This window comes from Sphingobium sp. TB-6, assembly GCF_012927365.1.
Taxonomy (GTDB): Bacteria; Pseudomonadota; Alphaproteobacteria; order Sphingomonadales; family Sphingomonadaceae; genus Sphingobium.
The window spans coordinates 407,526-426,877 of sequence record NZ_JABBGL010000002.1; the positions used below are offsets into that span (position 1 = coordinate 407,526).

General features: G+C 64.0%; 19 protein-coding genes and 1 tRNA gene. 14 read left to right on the forward strand and 6 right to left on the reverse strand.

What is annotated here, in order from left to right; genetic code table 11:
* Nucleotides 1-4: 4 nt before the first annotated feature.
* Nucleotides 5-772 (forward strand): methyltransferase domain-containing protein, encoded by a 768-nt coding sequence (locus HHL26_RS05185; protein WP_066555415.1) that lies wholly within the window; start codon nucleotides 5-7, stop codon nucleotides 770-772.
* Between the two features lie 157 nt (nucleotides 773-929).
* Here the strand turns inward: HHL26_RS05185 and purT are convergent, their stop codons facing one another.
* The gene (gene purT, locus HHL26_RS05190; RefSeq protein ID WP_066555416.1) at nucleotides 930-2,102 is read right to left on the reverse strand and encodes a formate-dependent phosphoribosylglycinamide formyltransferase; all 1,173 of its coding nucleotides are present in this window, start codon (nucleotides 2,100-2,102) and stop codon (nucleotides 930-932) included.
* 119 nt (nucleotides 2,103-2,221) lie between these two features.
* Nucleotides 2,222-4,399, reverse strand: a complete 2,178-nt coding sequence (gene purL, locus HHL26_RS05195; protein WP_066555420.1) for a phosphoribosylformylglycinamidine synthase subunit PurL — start codon at nucleotides 4,397-4,399, stop codon at nucleotides 2,222-2,224.
* Nucleotides 4,400-4,504: 105 nt separating this feature from the next.
* Here purL and HHL26_RS05200 point away from each other — a divergent pair, with 105 nt between their 5' ends.
* Nucleotides 4,505-4,933, forward strand: coding sequence for a DUF805 domain-containing protein (locus HHL26_RS05200; protein WP_066555422.1), 429 nt, complete (start codon nucleotides 4,505-4,507; stop codon nucleotides 4,931-4,933).
* A gap of 92 nt (nucleotides 4,934-5,025) precedes the next feature.
* Here HHL26_RS05200 and HHL26_RS05205 read toward each other — a convergent pair whose 3' ends face one another.
* A complete protein-coding gene (locus tag HHL26_RS05205) occupies nucleotides 5,026-5,406 on the reverse strand; it encodes a hypothetical protein (RefSeq protein WP_066555424.1) in 381 nt (126 codons plus the stop codon).
* Nucleotides 5,407-5,574: 168 nt separating this feature from the next.
* On the opposite strand from HHL26_RS05205, the gene HHL26_RS05210 reads away from it, so the two are divergent.
* From HHL26_RS05210 to queA, 5 genes are all read left to right on the forward strand, one after another.
* Nucleotides 5,575-5,835, forward strand: coding sequence for an exodeoxyribonuclease VII small subunit (locus HHL26_RS05210; RefSeq protein WP_066555426.1), 261 nt, complete (start codon nucleotides 5,575-5,577; stop codon nucleotides 5,833-5,835).
* Nucleotides 5,836-5,861: 26 nt separating this feature from the next.
* Nucleotides 5,862-6,770 (forward strand): polyprenyl synthetase family protein, encoded by a 909-nt coding sequence (locus HHL26_RS05215; RefSeq protein ID WP_066561457.1) that lies wholly within the window; start codon nucleotides 5,862-5,864, stop codon nucleotides 6,768-6,770.
* Between the two features lie 4 nt (nucleotides 6,771-6,774).
* Nucleotides 6,775-7,284, forward strand: a complete 510-nt coding sequence (gene coaD, locus HHL26_RS05220) for a pantetheine-phosphate adenylyltransferase (protein ID WP_066555427.1) — start codon at nucleotides 6,775-6,777, stop codon at nucleotides 7,282-7,284.
* 108 nt (nucleotides 7,285-7,392) lie between these two features.
* Entirely contained in the window at nucleotides 7,393-8,160 is a 768-nt protein-coding gene (locus tag HHL26_RS05225; RefSeq protein ID WP_066555430.1) for a peptidylprolyl isomerase, read from the forward strand.
* Nucleotides 8,161-8,187: 27 nt separating this feature from the next.
* Nucleotides 8,188-9,216, forward strand: a complete 1,029-nt coding sequence (queA, locus tag HHL26_RS05230; protein ID WP_066555432.1) for a tRNA preQ1(34) S-adenosylmethionine ribosyltransferase-isomerase QueA — start codon at nucleotides 8,188-8,190, stop codon at nucleotides 9,214-9,216.
* Nucleotides 9,217-9,283: 67 nt separating this feature from the next.
* Here queA and HHL26_RS05235 read toward each other — a convergent pair whose 3' ends face one another.
* Nucleotides 9,284-10,144: a LysR family transcriptional regulator gene (locus HHL26_RS05235; protein WP_066555435.1), complete on the reverse strand. Its 861-nt coding sequence runs from the start codon at nucleotides 10,142-10,144 to the stop codon at nucleotides 9,284-9,286.
* A gap of 86 nt (nucleotides 10,145-10,230) precedes the next feature.
* Between HHL26_RS05235 and HHL26_RS05240 the strand changes: the two genes are divergently transcribed.
* A complete protein-coding gene (locus HHL26_RS05240) occupies nucleotides 10,231-11,376 on the forward strand; it encodes an isovaleryl-CoA dehydrogenase (RefSeq protein WP_169575945.1) in 1,146 nt (381 codons plus the stop codon).
* Here HHL26_RS05240 and HHL26_RS05245 read toward each other — a convergent pair.
* Nucleotides 11,373-11,711: a DMT family protein gene (locus HHL26_RS05245; protein ID WP_066555438.1), complete on the reverse strand. Its 339-nt coding sequence runs from the start codon at nucleotides 11,709-11,711 to the stop codon at nucleotides 11,373-11,375. The genes HHL26_RS05240 and HHL26_RS05245 overlap by 4 nt on opposite strands.
* A gap of 45 nt (nucleotides 11,712-11,756) precedes the next feature.
* Between HHL26_RS05245 and HHL26_RS05250 the strand changes: the two genes are divergently transcribed.
* Genes HHL26_RS05250 through HHL26_RS05265 form a run of 4 tightly spaced genes read left to right on the forward strand, consistent with a single transcriptional unit; the run spans nucleotide 11,757 to nucleotide 16,577 of the window.
* Nucleotides 11,757-13,358, forward strand: coding sequence for a carboxyl transferase domain-containing protein (locus HHL26_RS05250; protein ID WP_087572878.1), 1,602 nt, complete (start codon nucleotides 11,757-11,759; stop codon nucleotides 13,356-13,358).
* Between the two features lie 35 nt (nucleotides 13,359-13,393).
* A complete protein-coding gene (locus HHL26_RS05255) occupies nucleotides 13,394-15,292 on the forward strand; it encodes an acetyl/propionyl/methylcrotonyl-CoA carboxylase subunit alpha (RefSeq protein ID WP_066561458.1) in 1,899 nt (632 codons plus the stop codon).
* Nucleotides 15,292-15,744, forward strand: coding sequence for a MaoC family dehydratase (locus HHL26_RS05260; protein ID WP_066555442.1), 453 nt, complete (start codon nucleotides 15,292-15,294; stop codon nucleotides 15,742-15,744). Before HHL26_RS05255 ends, HHL26_RS05260 begins: the two co-directional genes overlap by 1 nt.
* On the forward strand, nucleotides 15,741-16,577 hold the full coding sequence (locus HHL26_RS05265) for a CoA ester lyase (protein WP_066555445.1): 837 nt from the start codon (nucleotides 15,741-15,743) through the stop codon (nucleotides 16,575-16,577). Before HHL26_RS05260 ends, HHL26_RS05265 begins: the two co-directional genes overlap by 4 nt.
* A 148-nt stretch (nucleotides 16,578-16,725) precedes the next feature.
* Here the strand turns inward: HHL26_RS05265 and HHL26_RS05270 are convergent, their stop codons facing one another.
* Complete coding sequence (locus HHL26_RS05270) at nucleotides 16,726-17,652, reverse strand: DUF2171 domain-containing protein (protein WP_066555447.1); 927 nt, start codon at nucleotides 17,650-17,652, stop codon at nucleotides 16,726-16,728.
* Between the two features lie 232 nt (nucleotides 17,653-17,884).
* Here HHL26_RS05270 and HHL26_RS05275 point away from each other — a divergent pair.
* Both HHL26_RS05275 and HHL26_RS05280 read left to right on the forward strand, forming a co-directional pair.
* Nucleotides 17,885-17,960: transfer RNA gene (locus tag HHL26_RS05275), tRNA-Ala, on the forward strand.
* Nucleotides 17,961-18,259: 299 nt separating this feature from the next.
* Nucleotides 18,260-18,964 carry a DUF2384 domain-containing protein gene (locus tag HHL26_RS05280; protein WP_206377341.1) on the forward strand — a complete coding sequence of 235 codons (705 nt, stop codon included), beginning with the start codon at nucleotides 18,260-18,262 and terminating at the stop codon, nucleotides 18,962-18,964.
* Nucleotides 18,965-19,352 lie beyond the last annotated feature (388 nt).

The window sequence follows — 19,352 nt, forward strand, 5'->3', positions numbered from 1 at the left end:
AGCCATGAATGGTCGGCGCAAGCAACGAATAAGCGACGCTTTCGGCGCGGCGGCGGGGCGTTATGACGATCATGCCGGGCCGCAGCGGTTGGCCGCCGCGCTGGTGGCTGATCTCGCGCAGCGGCAAAGGCCCGATGGCGTCGGGCGGATATTGGAGATCGGCTGCGGCACCGGTTTCCTGACGCGCGACATCCAGGCGCGCTGGCCGGGCGCGGAACTGGTGGTGACGGACCTGTCGCCTGACATGCTGGCGCGAGCGGCGACGGGAGGGCTGGTCGCGGGCACATTCCTGACGATGGACGGAGAAGCGCCGATTTTCGAAGGGGAATGGTTCGACCTGATTCTTTCCAGCCTGGCCTTTCAATGGTTCGATGATCTGGAGGGCGCCATTGCCCGGCTGGCAGGATTGTTACGGCCGGGTGGCAGCCTCATCTTTTCGACCATGGGGCAGGGCAGCTTCGCCCGCTGGCGCATGGCGCATCAGGCCAGCGCGGTGAGTGCCGGCATCCCTGATTATCCTTCGCTCGAAACCCTGCGGTCGATGCTGGCGCGTTTTGAGGACGCCTTTGCTTTTGACGAGGATTATGCCCTGGCCTGTGGCGGGGCGAAGGGGCTGATCGCCCATCTCAAGGGCATCGGGGCGGTGGTGCCGAGCGAAGGGCGCAAGCCGTTGGCACCCAGGGATTTGCGTCGGGTGATGGCGGCCTTTGATGAGGGCGGTGGCGATGATGTCTATCAGGTGCTGTTCGGTCGCGTAACGCGGGCTTGTTAGATGCGTGGGTTTTAATGGCTGCAAATGGTCAATTGTGGACGTTGAAAATATCGTCATCCCAGCGAAAGCTGGGATCTCAGGCGAGAGCGCACGGCCTAGCCTCACGAGATCCCAGCTTTCGCTGGGATGACGGAAAATGAAGGTCCGCCTTCCACCCTTATTCGCTGTAAACGATCCGAACCTTGTCCGCCGCTTCCGCTGCAATGGCCCGCGCCTTGCCAGCATCCTCGGCCCGGGCCAAAGCCACGCCCATGCGGCGATAGGGACGCGTCGTCGGCTTGCCGAAGATGCGCAGATCGATTTCCCCGCCGGGCGTGGAGAGCGCTTCAGCCAGTCCTTCGAACCGGAAGTCGCCCGACTCCCGGTCCGCCAATATGACCGCCGAAGCAGCGGCCCCAAGCAGCGTCACTTCCGGCACCGGCAGGCCCAGGATCGCGCGGGCGTGCAGGTCGAATTCACTCATATTCTGCGAGATCAGCGTCACCATGCCGGTATCATGTGGACGCGGCGACAGTTCGGAGAAGATGACGTCCTCTCCCTTCACGAAGAATTCCACGCCGAAAATGCCATAGCCGCCCAGATTGTCGACGACCTTGCGCGCCATATCCTGCGCGGCGGCAAGCGCGGCGTTCGACATGGGCGTGGGCTGCCAGCTTTCCTGATAGTCGCCGCGTTCCTGCCGGTGGCCGATGGGCGGGCAGAAGCTGACGCCTTCCCGGCTGCGCACGGTCAGCAGAGTGATCTCATAGTCGAAGGCGATGAACTCCTCGACGATCACCCGGCTGCGGTCGCCGCGCATATTGGCGACGGCGTAATTCCATGCCGCTTCCAACTCGTCGGCGGTGCGGACAGTGCTCTGCCCCTTGCCGGAGGAGGACATGACCGGCTTGATGACGCAGGGCAGGCCGGTATGTTCGGCGCCTGCCAGCACTTCCTCCAGCGTTTCGGCATAGCGATAGCGAGAGGTGCGCAGGCCGAGTTCCACCGCCGCGACTTCGCGGATGCGGTCGCGGTTCATCGTCATGATGGTGGCGCGGGCGGAGGGGACGATGGTGGTGACGCCGCGCGCCTCGAATTCGGCCAGCACCTCGGTACGGATCGCCTCGATTTCCGGGACGACGAAGTCGGGCTGATGCTTTTCGATCGCCTTTGCCAGCAGATCGGCGTCGAGCATCGAGAAAACCTCGAACCCGTCTGCCACCTGCATGGCGGGCGCGCCTGCATAGCTGTCGCAGGCGATGACCTGCGCGCCGAGCCTTTTGGCGGAGATCACGAACTCGCGGCCCAGTTCGCCTGAGCCGAGGAGGAGAATCTTCGCGGTAAAGGCCATCGGGACATTCCTCACAAAAAGACGGGCGACAAAATAACCACGTGCTCCTGCGCAGGCAGGAGCCCAGCTCAAACCTCTCAACTGGGCTCCTGCCTGCGCAGGAGCACGTCGCGCTTCGTTTAAAGCTCCGCGTCCATCAGCGCCGGGAAGAAACCTTCATGTGCGCCGCGCAGGTCGGTCAGTGCCACGCCCGCGACCTTGTCGCCGCCGGTGGTGCCGATCTTCACGGCGCCAGGAATCCCGACACCCTGTGGCGCGGCGACGATGTAGCGGCCCTGATCCTCGCCAAAGGCGCTCGCAGTGGTCAGCGCCATGCTGAGGTCCGCGCCGATGCCGCCAGCCAATGCCATTTCGGTCACGGCCACCAGCAGGCCGCCATCGGAAATGTCATGCACCGCATTGACCTTGCCTTCCGCGACCAGCGCACGAGTGGTTTCGGCGTTAGCGCGCTCGGCGGCCAGATCGACCTTGGGCGCGTCCCCCGCTTCCCGGCCCGCAATCTCGCGCAGCCAGATCGTCTGGCCCAGATGCGTGCCTTCGCCACCGATCAGCCAGATCGCGTCGCCTTCATTCTTGAAGGCCACGGTCGCCATCACGTCGACATTCTGGAGCAGGCCGATGCCGCCGATCGCTGGGGTCGGCAGGATAGCCGAACCGCCGCCGGTCGCCTTGGACTCGTTGTAAAGCGACACGTTGCCCGACACGATCGGGAAGTCGAGCGCGCGGCAGGCGTCGCCCATGCCTTCGAGGCAGCCGGTCAACTGCGCCATGATCTCCGGCCGCTGCGGATTGGCGAAGTTCAAACAGTTGGTGACGGCAAGCGGCGTCGCGCCGACCGCGCTGATGTTGCGATAGCATTCCGCGATCGCCTGCTTGCCGCCCTCATAGGGGTCGGCATAGCAATAGCGCGGGGTGCAGTCGGTGCTGATCGCAATGCCCTTTTGCGAGCCATGGACGCGGACCACCGCCGCGTCGCCGCCGGGACGTTGCACTGTGTCGGCGCCGACCATATGGTCATATTGCTCCCAGATCCAGCGACGCGACGCGATGTCGGGCGAACCCATCAGCTTGACGAGGTCCGCGCCAATATCCCCGCTTTCCGCGATCTCGCCCAAGGGCTTGACGCCCGACCAGAGCTTATATTCGTCCTTCGGCATCGCCGGACGGTCATAGAGCGGCGCATCGTCGGCCAGCGGCGCGAGCGGAATGTCGCAGACCGTCTCGCCCTTGTGGACCAGCACCATGCGGCCGGTGTCGGTCACATGGCCGATCACCGCGAAATCCAACTCCCACTTGCGGAAGATCGCTTCGGCAAAAGCTTCCTTGCCCGGCTGGAGCACCATGAGCATGCGCTCCTGGCTTTCCGACAGCATCATTTCATAGGCCGTCATGCCGGTTTCGCGCTGCGGCACCATGTCCATGTCGAGCTGGATGCCGACGCCGCCCTTGGACGCCATTTCCACCGAGGAGGAGGTGAGGCCAGCCGCGCCCATATCCTGGATCGCGACGATCGCGTCCGATGCCATCAACTCGAGGCAGGCTTCGATCAGCAGCTTTTCGGTGAAGGGGTCGCCCACCTGCACGGTCGGGCGCTTCTCTTCCGAATCCTCGCCAAAGTCCGCCGACGCCATGGTCGCGCCATGAATGCCGTCGCGGCCGGTCTTGGAGCCGACATAGACGATCGGATTGCCGACGCCCGAGGCCGCGCTGTAGAAAATCTTGTCCGTATCCGCGACGCCCACGGTCATCGCGTTGACCAGGATATTGCCGTCATAGGCGGGGTGGAAATTCACCTCGCCGCCCACGGTCGGGACGCCCACGCAATTGCCGTAGCCGCCAATGCCGTGCACCACGCCGCTGATGAGATGCTTCATCTTCGGATGATCGGGGCGGCCGAAGCGCAGCGCGTTCATGTTCGCCACCGGCCGCGCGCCCATGGTGAACACGTCGCGCAATATGCCGCCCACGCCCGTCGCCGCGCCCTGATAGGGTTCGATGTAAGACGGGTGGTTGTGGCTCTCCATCTTGAAGATCGCGGCCTGCCCGTCACCGATGTCGACGACGCCCGCATTTTCGCCCGGACCGCAAATGACCTGCGGCCCTTCGGTCGGCAGCTTCTTCAGATGGATGCGCGAGGATTTGTAGGAGCAATGCTCCGACCACATCACCGAGAAGATGCCGAGTTCGGTGAGATTCGGCTCCCGGCCGAGCGCGTGCAGGACGCGATCATATTCTTCGGGAGAAAGCCCATGTTCGGCGACGACCTGGGGCGTGATCTGGGGTGCGGTGCTGGACATGTGCGCGCCTTTAGCGGGGGAGCGCCCGATAGACAATGCTGACGCTCGCGCACGGGCGAAAACATGATAGCTTTCGCAGGTCGGACGACAAAAGGGGAGTTGCCCATGGAATGGATGCTGTTGCCGCTGCGCCGCTACGCCAAATTCTCCGGCCGTGCGCGGCCCAAGGAATATTGGATGTTCGTCCTGTTCCTGCTGCTCTGCTATGTCGGGGTCGCGATCGTCGAGGGGCTTCTTGGCCTGAGGACGACCGATCATTGGTTCCAGCGCGGTCCCTGGTGGGCCAGTGCAGGCTACAGCACGCGGGGCGGGCCGCTCACCGGCCTGTTCACGCTGGTGATGCTGATTCCCAATATCGCCGTGTCCGTCCGCCGGTTGCACGATACGGATCGCAGCGGCTGGTGGCTGCTGATCGTCTTTTTCCCGATCATCGGCAGCATCGTCCTGCTCATCTTCTTCATCATGAGCGGCACGCGTGGGACCAATCGTTTCGGCCCCGATCCGGTCGAGGTGGGGGAGCCGGAATTGCGTTGAGGCTCGATGCACGTCGTTCAAGAAACAAGGGATAAGAAAAAGGCCGGCCTCCACGGGGGAGGGCCGGCCCGGATGTGCAGGATAGTAAGAAATCAGGCCTTGCAGCTAACCGCGCTCTTGCCCGGCAGGGTGGCGGTGATCTGCTTGCCCGAACCCTCGACCTTGTAGCCCGCGCCTTCGAAGGGCTTGCCGGCTTCGGCGGCGGTCAGCTTGGTCGGCGCGCCGTCCTTTTCGGTGCGCAGATTGGCCGTCTTGTCGTCGCTCATGAAGTCGACGAAGATCAGGCTGTTGTCCTTACACCGATACTGGCGGCTTTCCTTCACCATCGGCGGCAGCTCGACGGGAGCGGCATTGGCGAGCTTTTCGGCCATGGGGTCGGCGGGGCCGCCCACGACTTCGGGTTCGTCATTCTTGTTGCAGGCCGACAGCAGCGCCAGCGCCGCCACGGAGATCAGGGGGAGATAATATTTCATAGCGGTCCTTCTATGTGCATTAGCTACGCCAAGCGTCAACGCAAAACTGCCATAAGTCCGCCAGCCACTGGCGTGACGTCATGACGTTTTCATGACGGGAAGACCGGAATCGGCGGCGATGGCCCATGTGGGCTTGACCGGGCGGGCGGGGGCCGCCAATGCAGGGAAATGGCGCAAGACAGCAATATACAGCAGGGCGATCCATCGCAAATGTCGTTCGAGGATGCGTTGCGCGCACTCGAATCGATCGTCCGGCGGCTGGAGAGCGGGGACGTGCCGCTCGACGAATCGATTTCGCTTTATTCGCAGGGCGAGTTATTGCGGAAGCGCTGCATGGAACGGCTCCAGGCGGCCGAGGCGCGCATCGCCAAGCTGACTCTCGACGCCGACGGCGCCGTGACGGGCGCGCAGCCCTTCGGCACGGACTGAGCGTGCAGAATGCGGGAGAGGCGGCCATGAGCGGAGCCGGCGCCGCCCCATCCCTGGTAGCCAGCCGCGCGGCCGCCATTGCGGTGGAAGTCGACCGTCTGTTCGATGTGTTGCTGACGGTCCCCGACGATCCGCGCCGCCGCCTCTATGAAGCGATGCGCCATGCCGCCATGGGCGGTGGCAAGCGGCTGCGCCCGCTGCTGGTGCAGGCGGCCAGCGACCTGTTCAACATCTCACGCGATTCGGCCCTGAGGGTCGGCGTCGCGGTCGAATGCATCCATGTCTATTCGCTGGTGCATGACGATCTGCCCGCGATGGACGATGATGACATGCGCCGGGGCAAGCCGACCGTCCACAAGGCGTTTGACGAGGCGACGGCGATCCTGGCGGGCGACTGCCTGCATGACCTGGCCTTCGAAGTGCTGGCGGATGAGGAAACCCATCCCGACCCCTTCGTCCGGGTCGAGCTGGTGAGGGCGCTGGCCATTGCGAGCGGCACCAGCGGCATGGCAGGCGGGCAGATGATGGACCTGGAGGCGGAGAAGGCGAGCTTCGACCTGCCCACCGTCAGCCGGCTCCAGCAATTGAAGACCGGCGCGCTGATCGGCTTCTGCGTGGACGCGGCGGCGATCATGGCGCGTATCCCGCCCGAGGCGCGTACGCGCCTGCACGGCTATGCGCGGGATATCGGCCTGGCCTTCCAGATTGCCGACGACCTGCTCGATGTGGAGGGCGACGCCGATCTCGCCGGCAAGGCGCTGGGCAAGGATGCGGCGGCGGGCAAGGAAACCTTCGTCTCGCTGCTGGGCGTGGACCGGGCGCGGGAGCAGGCCCGCCTGCTCGTGGAACAGGCCAAGGCGCATCTGCATGGGCACGGCCCGGAGGCCGACCTGCTGCGCGCCATTGCGGATTATATCGTGGAAAGGGATCGCTAGGGGCATGAGCAAGCAGAGGGTGGGGGTCTATCCCGGCACATTCGATCCGATCACTCTGGGTCATATGGACATCATCCGGCGCGGCGCGAAGCTGGTCGACAAGCTGGTGATCGGCGTCACGACCAACATCTCCAAATCGCCCATGTTCTCCGACGAGGAGCGGCTGGACATGGTCCGCCGCGAATGCGCCGGGATCGACACGGAAATCGTCGTCACCGGCTTCAACTCGTTGTTGATGGACTTTGCCGAATCGCAGGGGGCCAGCGTCATCATCAGGGGTCTGCGCGCCGTCGCGGACTTCGAATATGAATATCAGATGGCGGGGATGAACCAGCAGATCAACGGCCGGGTCGAGACGGTTTTCCTGATGGCGGACGTTTCGCTCCAGCCGATCGCCTCGCGTCTGGTCAAGGAAATCGCGCTTTACGGCGGGCCGATCCACAAATTCGTCAGCCCCGCCGTGCGCGATGATGTGGTCGAGCGGGTGGCGGCTTTGGGCCTCAAGGGGCAGTAACGGCTTCGATAAAGGCTCCACTCAGCCTTCGTTCAGTTGCCAATCGCCAAGAGGACGCTATCAGAGGCAGCTTGGCATCTGGCTAGAAATATGAGGAAAGCTTCATTCATGCGGTTCACGTCGGCGCTCAAGACCGTGGCGATCGGTTTCGCTCTCTATGCATCGAGCGGCGCGGCCCTGGCCCAGGGTGGCGGCGGACGCAATGCCGAGGAAGTGAAGAAGGAAGAGGCCGCCGTCCGTGCGGAGCAGGCCGCCAAGCGGCTTGGCCTCGATCCGGCCTCCAAGCTGCCGCCCGCGACGGTGCCGGTGGACCCGCAGAATGTCTGGGATCTCGATCTGTCGAGCGGCGGCCGCGTACGCATCCAGCTCCGCCCCGACATCGCGCCCACTCATGTCGAGCGGATCAAGGAACTGACGCGTCAGGGCTTCTACAACGGCCTCAAATTCCATCGCGTCATCCCCGGCTTCATGGCGCAGGGCGGCGATCCCAAGGGTGACGGCACGGGCGGTTCGACGCTTCCCGACCTGAAGGCGGAATTCAACCCGATGCCGCACCTGCGCGGCACTGTCTCCATGGCCCGTGCCCAGAGCGATGACAGCGCGAACAGCCAGTTTTTCATCGTTTCCCTGCCGCGCATGCAGCTCGACAAGAAATATACGGTCTTCGGCCGCGTGATCGAGGGCATGCAATATGTCGACGCGATCCATCAGGGCGAGCCGCCCGCCGATCCGACCCTCATCCTCCAGGCGTCGATCGAAAGCGACGGCAAGCCGCCGGTGACCGCGCTGCCGACGCCGCCCGCGCCGGCGCCCTCGATCATCGCGCCGCCTGCGAAGGCGCCCGCGAAGAAGCCGGTTGCGTCGAAGAAGAAGTAAGGCGCCCCGTTTGCGGGGGCAAAAGCCATGCGCGTAGACCTGTTCGATTTCGACCTGCCGCCCGAAAGCATCGCGCTCCGGCCCGCTTCTCCTCGCGATTCGGCGCGGCTGTTGCTGGTGTCCGGCGATGCGCCTTTCGAGGACCGGATCGTGCGCGACCTGCCGGGTCTGCTGCGCGCGGGCGATGTGCTGGTGTTCAACGATACCAAGGTCATCCCGGCCCAATTGGAGGGTGTGCGGGGCGAGGCGAGGATTGGCGCGACGCTTCACAAGCGCCTTGGCCTGCGCCAATGGCAGGCCTTTCTGCGCAATGCCAAGCGGGTGCGCGACGGCGACCGGATCGATTTCGGCGCGGGCGTCACGGCCATATCCGGACCGCGTGACGAGGATGGCGGCGTCATGCTGAGCTTCGAGGGCGAGGAGCCGGTGGAAGTGCTGCTGGAACGGGCGGGGCGGATGCCTCTGCCGCCCTATATCGCCAGCAAGCGCCCGACCGACGAACGGGACCGCAGCGACTATCAGACCATGTTCGCGCGGGAAGACGGTGCGGTGGCCGCGCCCACGGCGGCGCTGCATTTCACGCCGGAGCTGATGGCGGCGCTGGAAGCGGCGGGCGTGGGGACGGAAACGCTGACACTGCATGTCGGTGCGGGAACCTTCCTGCCGGTCAAGGCGGACGACACTGACGACCACCGCATGCATGCCGAATGGGGGCGGATCGACCAGGCGACGGCGGATCGGTTGAATGCGGTGCGGCGGGCGGGTGGACGACTGATCGCGGTCGGCACCACCAGCCTGCGCCTGCTGGAAAGTGCGGCGGGAGCGGATGGCATCATCCGTCCCTTTGCCGACGAGACGCGGATTTTTATCACGCCGGGCTATCGCTTCCGGGCGGTCGATGGGCTGATGACCAATTTCCATCTGCCCAAATCGACGCTGTTCATGCTGGTCAGCGCGCTGATGGGGCGGGAGCGGATGCGGGCGGCCTATGACCACGCGATTGCGCGGGGGTATCGCTTCTACAGCTACGGGGATTCCTCGCTCCTACTACCTTGAGGGGCTATATTGGGGGAGAGCGGATCTCACGTTATTATCAACGTCTGCTTCGGGCCATTTTCCCGTCTTACGCCTTTAACGCTGTCTCCAACGCCTTCAGCACCGGCGTTCCCTGAAGCGCCGCCGCCCGCGGGCCATAGAGAAACCCCACCCGCCGCCGCTCGCTGAAATCCTTGAGAGCCACCCGCGCCATTCCCGGCCAGCGATAGCTGTCGGGCATGACCGTGATGCCCAGTCCCGAGGCGACCATCTGCATCACCCGCTCGTCATTGGTCGAGCGGAAGGCGAAATGGGGGCGGACGCCGCGATCGACGAAATAGCGGCTGGTGGCCGAAAGCGCTTCGCAATGGCGGCGGACGATCATGGTTTCCGCCGCCAGTTCCTCTGCCGCAACCATCTCTCGCCCCGCCAGCCGGTGGTTGTCGGACATGGCGATGCCATAGCCTTCCTCTATGATCGCCTGCGGGACGAAGCGGTCCACGCCCGGCCGGATCAGAGTGAGTGCCACGTCGATCCGCTCCGCATCCAATCGCCCCAGCAATTCGCGCTCACTGCCTGGGATGAACTCGATCCGGCCCCGTTCGGCGGGCGCGCAGCTTGCGATCGCGCGGGCCACCGCATCTCCCGATATGCTCAGCAGCACGCCGATGCGCAGCACGGGCGCCTGCTCCGCTTGCTCTCCTGTCAGTTCGGCCAGGTTGAACTCACGCTCGATCCGCCGGGCATGGGTCAGCAACCGCGCCCCGGCCTCGGTCAGTTCGACCCGCTGGTTGCTGCGCAGGAAAAGCGGCGCGCCCACGGCCTGTTCCAGCTTGGCGATGCCGACCGACAGCGTGGGTTGCGATACCAGGCAATGCGCGGCGGCGCGGGAGAAATTGCCTTGGTCGACCACAGCCAGGAAATAGCGCAGCAAATAACGTTCTATCATAGATATAAACTATACACTCTGCCGCGCCGTTTCAATTTTTCTTGAAGCTCGTTGAACGATAGGATGCGCGCCAAGGAGAGCCTGCCATGACCGATTTCGATTTCGCTCTGGGCGAAAATGCGGAGATGATCCGCGAAACGACGGCGCGCTTCGCCGCTGACCGCATCGCTCCGCTGGCGGCGGAGATCGACGCCAAGGATTGGTTCCCGCGCGATCTGTGGCCGGAAATGGGCGCTTTGGGTCTGCATGGCATCACCGTGGATGAAGCTGACGGCGGCCTTGGCCTCGGCTATCTCGAACATGTGGTTGCGCAGGAAGAGGTGGCGCGGGCGTCCGCCTCCATAGGTCTCAGCTATGGCGCGCATTCCAATCTTTGCGTCAATCAGATTCGCCGTTGGGCCACGCCGGAGCAGAAGGCGCGCTATCTGCCCAAGCTGATTTCCGGCGAGCATGTCGGATCGCTCGCCATGTCGGAAGCGGGGGCGGGGTCCGACGTCGTCTCGATGAAGCTGCGCGCCGAAAAGCGCGGCGACCGCTATGTCCTCAACGGCACGAAATTCTGGATCACCAACGCCACCTATGCCGACACGCTGGTCGTCTATGCCAAGACCGGCGAGGGCAGCCGGGGCATCACCGCTTTCCTGATCGAGAAGGATTTTGCCGGCTTCTCCATCGGCCAGAAGATCGACAAGGTCGGCATGCGCGGTTCCCCCACCGCCGAGCTGGTCTTCGACGATTGCGAGGTGCCGGAAGAAAATGTGATGGGGCCGCTCAATGGCGGCGTCGGCGTGCTGATGTCGGGCCTCGACTATGAGCGGGCGGTGCTGTCGGGCATCCAGCTTGGCATCATGCAGGCCTGTCTCGACGTGGTGCTGCCCTATGTGCGGGAGCGCAAGCAGTTCGGCCAGCCGATCGGCGCCTTTCAGCTCATGCAGGCCAAGGTCGCGGACATGTATGTCGCGCTCAATTCGGCGCGGGCCTATGTCTATGCGGTGGCGCGGGCCTGCGACATGGGCAAGACCACCCGTTTCGACGCCGCGGGCGCGATCCTGCTGGCGAGCGAAAATGCGATGAAGGTTTCGCTGGAGGCGGTGCAGGCGCTGGGCGGGGCGGGCTATACCAAGGACTGGCCGGTCGAGCGCTATATGCGCGACGCCAAGCTGCTCGACATCGGCGCGGGGACCAATGAAATCCGCCGCATGTTGATCGGCCGCGAACTGATCGGGGTTTAAGTGCGTCCCACGAACAGGAAGCCGACGGCGGCCATGATGCAGAGGAAGGCGGCCAGGTGGCGCCAGTGCAGTGGCTCGCCCAGCACCGTCACCATGAAGCCGCCGAAGATCAGCAGCGCGATGGCTTCCTGCGCGATCTTGAGCTGGCCCGCGCTCCAGCCGCTGGCAAAGCCGATGCGGTTGGCGGGCACGGCGAAGCAATATTCGACGAAGGCGATGCCCCAGCTGATCAGGATGACCGTGAAAAGGGGTTTATTCATGCCCCCCTTCAGGTGCCAATACCAGGCGGTGGTCATGAACAGGTTGGAAATGGTGAGGAGCAGGATGGTCGGCATGGATGGCCTGGGATATGTAACCGCAAGGCAGGGGAACGCAAGGGCATGAGTGCGCCGGTTCTCGACACAAAGCTGTCGGCGGAGAGCGAGGCTTTCCGCGCCAACGCCGCGCATAACCGGGTCTTAAGGGATGAACTGCACGCCAAGGTCGCGCAGGCGGCGCTTGGCGGCAGCGAGGCGGCGCGGGCCAAGCATGTGGCGCGGGGCAAGCTGCTCCCCCGCGACCGGGTGGAGCGGCTGCTCGATCCGGGCAGTCCGTTTCTGGAGGTGGGACAGCTTACCGCCAACGACATGTATCATGGCGAAGTGCCCGGCGCTGGCATGATCGCGGGCATCGGGCGAGTGTCGGGGCGGCAGGTGATGATCGTCTGCAACGATGCGACGGTGAAGGGCGGCACCTATTATCCGCTGACCGTGAAGAAGCATCTGCGCGCACAGGAAATCGCGCTGGAGAACCGGCTCCCTTGCGTCTATCTGGTCGACAGCGGCGGCGCGAACCTGCCCAATCAGGCGGAGGTCTTTCCCGACCGCGAGCATTTCGGCCGCATCTTCTACAATCAGGCGCAGATGTCGGCGCGGGGCATCCCGCAGATCGCCTGCGTCATGGGCAGCTGCACGGCGGGCGGCGCCTATGTGCCCGCCATGTCGGACGAGACGGTGATCGTGCGCAATCAGGGCACGATCTTCCTTGCTGGCCCGCCGCTGGTGCAGGCGGCGACGGGCGAAGTCATCTCCGCCGAGGATCTGGGCGGCGCGGAGGTCCACGGCCGCCGCTCCGGCGTGGTCGATCATGTCGCGGAGAATGACGAGCATGCGCTGACCATCGTGCGGGACATCGTCTCGACCCTGCAACCCGCGCCGGGGATCGATCTCAACCTGCGAGCGCCGGTCGCCCCCAAATATGATCCGGATGAGCTTTACGGCATTATTCCGCAGGATGTCCGCGCGCCCTATGACGTTCGCGAGGTGATTGCGCGGATCGTCGACGGCAGCGAATTTCACGAGTTCAAGGCGCTTTACGGCACCACGCTCGTTTGCGGCTTCGCCCATATCTGGGGGATGCCGGTGGCGATCCTCGCCAATAATGGCGTGCTGTTCAGCGAGAGCGCGCAGAAGGGCGCGCATTTCATCGAACTGGCCTGTCAGCGGCGCATTCCGCTGTTGTTCCTCCAGAATATCTCCGGCTTCATGGTCGGCGGCAAATATGAATCGGAAGGCATCGCCAAGCATGGCGCGAAGCTGGTGACGGCGGTGGCGACGGCCAGCGTGCCCAAGATTACCGTGTTGATCGGCGGCAGCTTCGGCGCGGGCAATTACGGCATGTGCGGTCGCGCTTATGGGCCGCGCTTCCTCTTCACCTGGCCCAACAGCCGTATTTCCGTGATGGGTGGCGAGCAGGCGGCGAGCGTGCTGGCGACCGTTCACCGCGACGCGGCCAAATGGACGTCCGAGGAGGCCGAAGCCTTCAAGGCGCCGATCCGCCGGAAATATGAGGATGAGGGCAATCCCTATCATGCCACCGCGCGGCTGTGGGACGATGGGGTGATCGACCCGGCCCAGACTCGCGATGTGCTGGGCCTCGCCTTTGCCGCGACGCTCAACGCTCCCGTCGAGGAGGCGCCCCGCTTCGGGGTGTTCCGGATGTGAGGGGAGGGACCATGACGGACAGTGGGGAGGGGCTGGTGCTTAAATCGCTGCTTATAGCCAATCGCGGCGAGATTGCCTGCCGCATCATCCGCACCGCCCGCCGTCTCGGTATCCGCACTGTGGCGGTCTATTCCGACGCCGATGCGAAAGCGCTCCATGTCCGGGAAGCCGATGAAGCGGTGCATATCGGTCCATCCCCGGCGCGGGAATCCTATCTGATCGGTGACCGCATCATCGCCGCCGCCAAGGCTACGGGCGCGCAAGCCATCCATCCCGGTTATGGCTTCCTGTCCGAAAATGCGGCCTTCGCGCAGGCGGTGATCGACGCCGGTCTCATCTGGGTCGGTCCCAATCCCGCCAGCATCACCGCCATGGGCCTGAAGGACGCCGCCAAGAAGCTGATGGCCGACGCAGGCGTGCCGGTCACGCCCGGCTATCTGGGCGAGGATCAGGGCGCCGAACGCCTGAAGGCCGAAGCCGACGCCATCGGCTATCCCGTGCTGATCAAGGCGGTCGCGGGCGGCGGCGGCAAGGGGATGCGGCGCGTCGACGCGCCGGAGGCCTTTGCCGACGCGCTGCTCTCCTGCCAGCGGGAGGCAGCCTCGTCCTTCGGCAATGATCAGGTGCTGATCGAGAAATATATCCTCTCGCCGCGCCATATCGAGGTGCAGGTGTTCGGGGACAGCCATGGACAGGTCGTCCATCTGTTCGAGCGCGACTGCTCGCTCCAGCGCCGCCACCAGAAGGTGATCGAGGAAGCCCCCGCCCCAGGCATGGACGCAGCGACCCGCGAAGCCATTTGCGGCGCGGCGGTGCGCGCGGCGCAGGCGGTGGATTATGTCGGCGCAGGGACGATCGAGTTCATTGCCGACGCCAGCGAGGGTCTGCGCGCCGACCGCATCTGGTTCATGGAGATGAACACCCGCCTCCAGGTCGAGCATCCGGTGACGGAGGAGATTACCGGGCAGGATCTGGTCGAATGGCAGCTCCGCGTCGCGAGCGGCGAGCCGCTGCCGAAAAAGCAGGAAGAATTGTCGATCAACGGCTGGGCGATGGAAGCGCGCCTCTATGCCGAAGACCCGGCCAAGGGTTTCCTGCCGAGTCCGGGCCGGATCGACCGGCTGCTGTTCGACCATCGCGCCCGCGTCGAAACAGGCGTGGAGGAGGGGGACACCGTCAGTTCCTTCTACGACCCGATGATCGCCAAGGTCATCTGCCATGGCGAGGATCGGGAAGCGGCGCGGCGCGACTTGCTCCGTTGGCTCGATAGCAGCTTTGTCGGCCCGCTCCATACCAACAAGCCATTTCTGCACGCCTGTCTCGCCATGCCGGATTTCGCCCAAGGGCGCCTCGACACCGGCCTGATCGAACGGCAGGGGGAGGCGCTGACGGCCATCGACGGTCCGTCCGACCGCGTCCTTGCGGCCGCCGGACAGCGTTTTCGCAGGGACTGGCTTGACCATGGCGATTGGGAAGGGCGACCGTTCCGCGAAGGACTGTTCGGCTTTCGCCTCAATGGGCTGCCGAAGACCAAGGTCGATCTGTTCATGGACGGCCGCCATGTCATCGCGGATGCGAAATCCGGCGACCTGCGCACCGGGCTCTGTTCCGACATGGAACGGGACGGCACAATCATCGTCACGGAACATGGACAAAGCTGGATCTTCGGCCAGACCCCGCCGGTCAAGGCAGGCGGGGCAGCCGCGTCCGACGGCGCGATCCTTTCCCCCATGCCGGGACGGATCATCGCGGTTTCCGTTGCCAAGGGAGACAATGTCGCCAAGGGCCAGAAGCTGGTCACGCTGGAGGCGATGAAGATGGAGCATAGTCTGGTCGCGCCCTTCGACGGGGTGGTGGCGGAACTGGACGCGGCCGAAGGCGGCCAGGTCAGCGAAGGCACGCTGCTGGCGCTGGTCGAGCGGGGAGAGGATTGATGGCGGGCCGCTATTATGACGACTGGCGGATCGGTGACCGGATTGCCCATGAAATCCGCCGCACGGTGACCGAAACCGACAATCTTCTCTTTTCGACCATGACCCATAATCCCCAGCCGCTGCATCTGGATGCCGAAGCGGCCAAGGCGTCCGAATTCGGTCAGATTCTGGTCAACGGCACCTTCACCTTCGCGCTGATGGTGGGGTTGTCGGTGGGGGATACGACTTTGGGCACGCTGGTCGCCAACCTCGGCTATGACAAGCTGGTCATGCCAAAGCCGGTCTTCATCGGTGACACGATGCGGGCGGAGAGTGAGGTGACCGACCTCAAGGAAAGCCGTTCGCGACCCGAAGCGGGGATCGTGACATTCACGCATCGACTCACTAACCAGCGGGACGAAATCGTCTGCCAATGCCTGCGCATGGCACTGTTGAAGAAGAGGCCCGCATGAAGCTCCGTTCGCTGCTTTTCGTTCCAGCCGACCGCCCCGAGCGCTTTGCCAAGGCTGCGGCCAGCGGCGCCGATGCGATCATCCTCGACCTTGAAGATTCGGTTGCGCCGGAACGCAAGGCCTTCGGACGGGAGGCGATTGCGGAATGGCTGGCGTCGCCCCGCGATGGCGTGGCCTTCGTCCGGGTGAATCCGTTGGATGGCGATCACACCCGCGCCGATCTTGCCTCTGTGCTGCCCGCGGCGCCCGACGGGATCATGCTGCCCAAGGCGGAAGGGGCGGCTGGCATCCAGGCGTTGATCGCTTTGGCCGATGGCGCGAATGTCCCGCCGATCCTGCCGATCGCCACGGAGACGCCCGCCGCCATTTTCGAGCTGGGGACTTTCCGCCAAGTGAGCGAAAAGCTTGCGGGCCTGACCTGGGGGGCGGAGGATCTGCCCGCATCGGTCGGTGCTTCGACTGCTCGCGAGGAGGATGGCCGTTACACCGCGCCCTTCGAAATGGCGCGCAGCCTGACGCTGTTCGCCGCCCATGCCGCCGGCGTCCCGGCGATCGACACGGTCTTCCCCCGGATCGAGGCGATGGATGATCTCAAGGCCTATATCGGGCGGGCGCGGCGCGACGGCTTTACCGGCATGATGGCGATTCATCCGGTGCAGGTGGCCGCCATCAACGAAGGCTTCACCCCTAGCGAGGCTGAAATCGCGCGGGCCAGGGCCGTGGTCGAGGCGTTTCAGGCCAATCCCGGCGCCGGGGTGCTGAAACTGGACGGCAAGATGATCGACCGGCCCCATCTCATCCAGGCGCAGCGCGTACTGGCAGCGGCGGAATAAAAAAAGGCCCGGCCTGGGGCCGGACCTTTCGTTGTTTTTGCCGTTATCGGCTGTTTCCGCCGATTTCGCGAAACTCCGGAGCGCGCCGCCTGATCCATGCAGGTCGCGCGCTCCTGGAGATCGTCAGAGCTATCTCGACCCTGCGGGATTACCGATAGCGGCCCTTTTCATAGGTCGAAATGCTGCTGTCGCTATCATAGCGATTATCCTCCTCCTCGCGCGACCCGAACAGAGCCTGCTGATCGCGCTCGGCGCGCCAGGCCGTCTGGGCCTGGTCGGCGGTTTTCTCCAGCGTGACCTTCTGCGCATCGACCGATCGAATCCAGGATGAGGGGATCGAATGATGCACGCCGCCCGATTCCTGATCGCTCTTGGTCAGGATGATGCGGTCACCGCGCAACTTGTCCACCGTGCCGACATGCTCGCCATCGCTGCCGACGACTTCCATATGTTCGCGGACCTGCTGGACAGCCTGGCGTTGCTCGCCGCGCCGGGCGCGCCAATTGCCGAATTCATTGTTGAAACGGTCGCGATTCTCGTTCCGATATTCGGCATAATCGCGGTCCAGTTCGTTGATCCGCTGCTGGCGCCAGGCATAATAATTGGCGTCATGATGTTCGCCATAGTCGTGGTTCACGCCGAAACCGCGCACGCGATAGCCATGATCCTCGCTGCCATAGCCGCTGCGTTCGCCGGTATAGGGCGCATAGCCCCGATTGGGCAGGTAACGGCCGGAATTGGAGGCCGAGGCATAGCCGATTCGGCTGCTCTGATCGCGCGGGTCGCCATAGGGACGGTTGTAATAATCGTCATATTCACGGCGGCGCTCCGCCTCTTCGTCTCCGAACCAGCTGCGGATTTCATCGCCGGCGCGGTCGAAAAAGCCGCGTTCGTCAGGATCATAATCGTCGGGCAGGCGCCTTGACCCCGGACCGCCGAACTGGCCGCGCGTGCCATAGCGATAGCCGCGATCGTCCCGCCAGTCGCGTTGCGCGCGGTAACGGTCGGCATCGCGATCCCGGTCCGTCCAGTTGCGATCGCCGTCACCATAGCGACCTCCGCCTTGGTAACCCATTGTCCGTCTCCTTATCTGCTTTTTCACGGCGTCCAATAACGATCGCCGTCACGGCACCAATGAGCATGCAGCCGCATCGTTCCGGGCGTTACGCAGGAGTAATGTCCCGCCTTTGCCCCGGTAGATCGAGAGCGCCGCGTGACCGAGAAGATCGGTCGGAGGCATTGTCTTTTTTGCGCAAAAAGACCGTTGCATGGGCGCAATCGCTCGCTTATAGGCAGCGCTCCTTTTAGGGGCCGTAGCTCAGCTGGGAGAGCGCGTCGTTCGCAATGACGAGGTCAGGGGTTCGATCCCCCTCGGCTCCACCATTTCCCTTTGATTTCATTGGGAAATTTTGGTGGAATTCAGCTTCCACCTAATTTTCCACCTAATTTCCGTCAGTTGAAATTTCTGACGTTCAGGGATTTCTGTGACATTCCTGTAACACGCGAAACTCATATCCGTGTGCTTTCGTGGTGAAGACCGTGGGTCACCCGTTCGGTGATTCTTGCTCAGTGTGGTGATGAACCAGCCGGCGTCAGGTATTCCTTCCGATATGTAACCCACGGAGCATGGCCGGACAAATCGGATGATCGGCGCTATATCCGGTTTGGAAGGAGCGATGAACATGGCGATCCAGCTGCACAGTGCCGATGCCCGCGCCGGTGTTCGCCGGCTGGTGGCGAGCGAGGTCAGCGAAGTGCTTACCCGCCAGCCCGGCCTTGCCAAGACCGCTGCCGCCAATACCGCGCAGATCGTTGCCGCCGTGGCGGCCGCGATCGTCGCATTGCCGCCCGCACAGCAGAAACGGTTGAAAGCTAAGAGCAAAGATGTCGCCGACATGATCGCGGCTTTCGCGCGCGACGATGCCCCCGCAGCGAAAATCGAGATTGCCGAGCCCGCTGAGATCGAACCACGCAAGGGTGCCGGCTTTGGTGAATTGATCGATATCGAGGAAGGACGCCGCCGGCTGTCCACCTATGCGACGCAAGTTCCCCTTGAGGAATGGGCCGGGCCGGTTGCCGGATCGAGCGCGCTCCAGGATCGCGGCATTGCCCGCTCGACGCTCCATGAATGGCAGAAGCGCGGACAGGTCGTGGCGCTCCTCACAGGCGCGCGCAAGCACGCCTTCCCGCTGGAGCAGTTCGTTGATGGCCGCCCCGCCGAGGGCATTGCCGATATACTCAAGGTGGTTGGCAATCCGCGCCGCGCCTGGCTGTGGCTGGTCCAGCAAAGCCCCCTGCTCGGCAACAAGCGGCCGGTCGACCTGCTTAAGCAGGATCGCCGCGATGAGGTCGTGGAAGCGGCGCGGACGGTCTTCGAATATCAGTGAGCTTCGATTGTGGATTGGCCCGGAGACGGGGCCGGCTTAGATTTCGACCAAGCCGCTGGAAGTGAGCGAATAATGCTACGGCGGTGGGACCCCGATCGGCGCCGGTTGAAACCCCACCAACATCTCTTCTTCCCAAGTTATTTCAGATGGTTGCGCTGCAGAATGGCAGCGTTACGCTTCGGCGCCGATCCACACCTGCCCGGATTGACCCAAGAGAGCGGCTTCATAACAGCCGAGGAAGTCCCCGGCCTGGATGTAGAGTGCTGATTCCGAGGGAAACCGCCCCCTCATTCCGAAATGATGCCGCCCCCCTGTTCCGAGAATTACTCGCCCCCTGATTCCGAGATGATGTCGCCCCCTTGGCGGGGATGACGATGGAGGGCCGCTG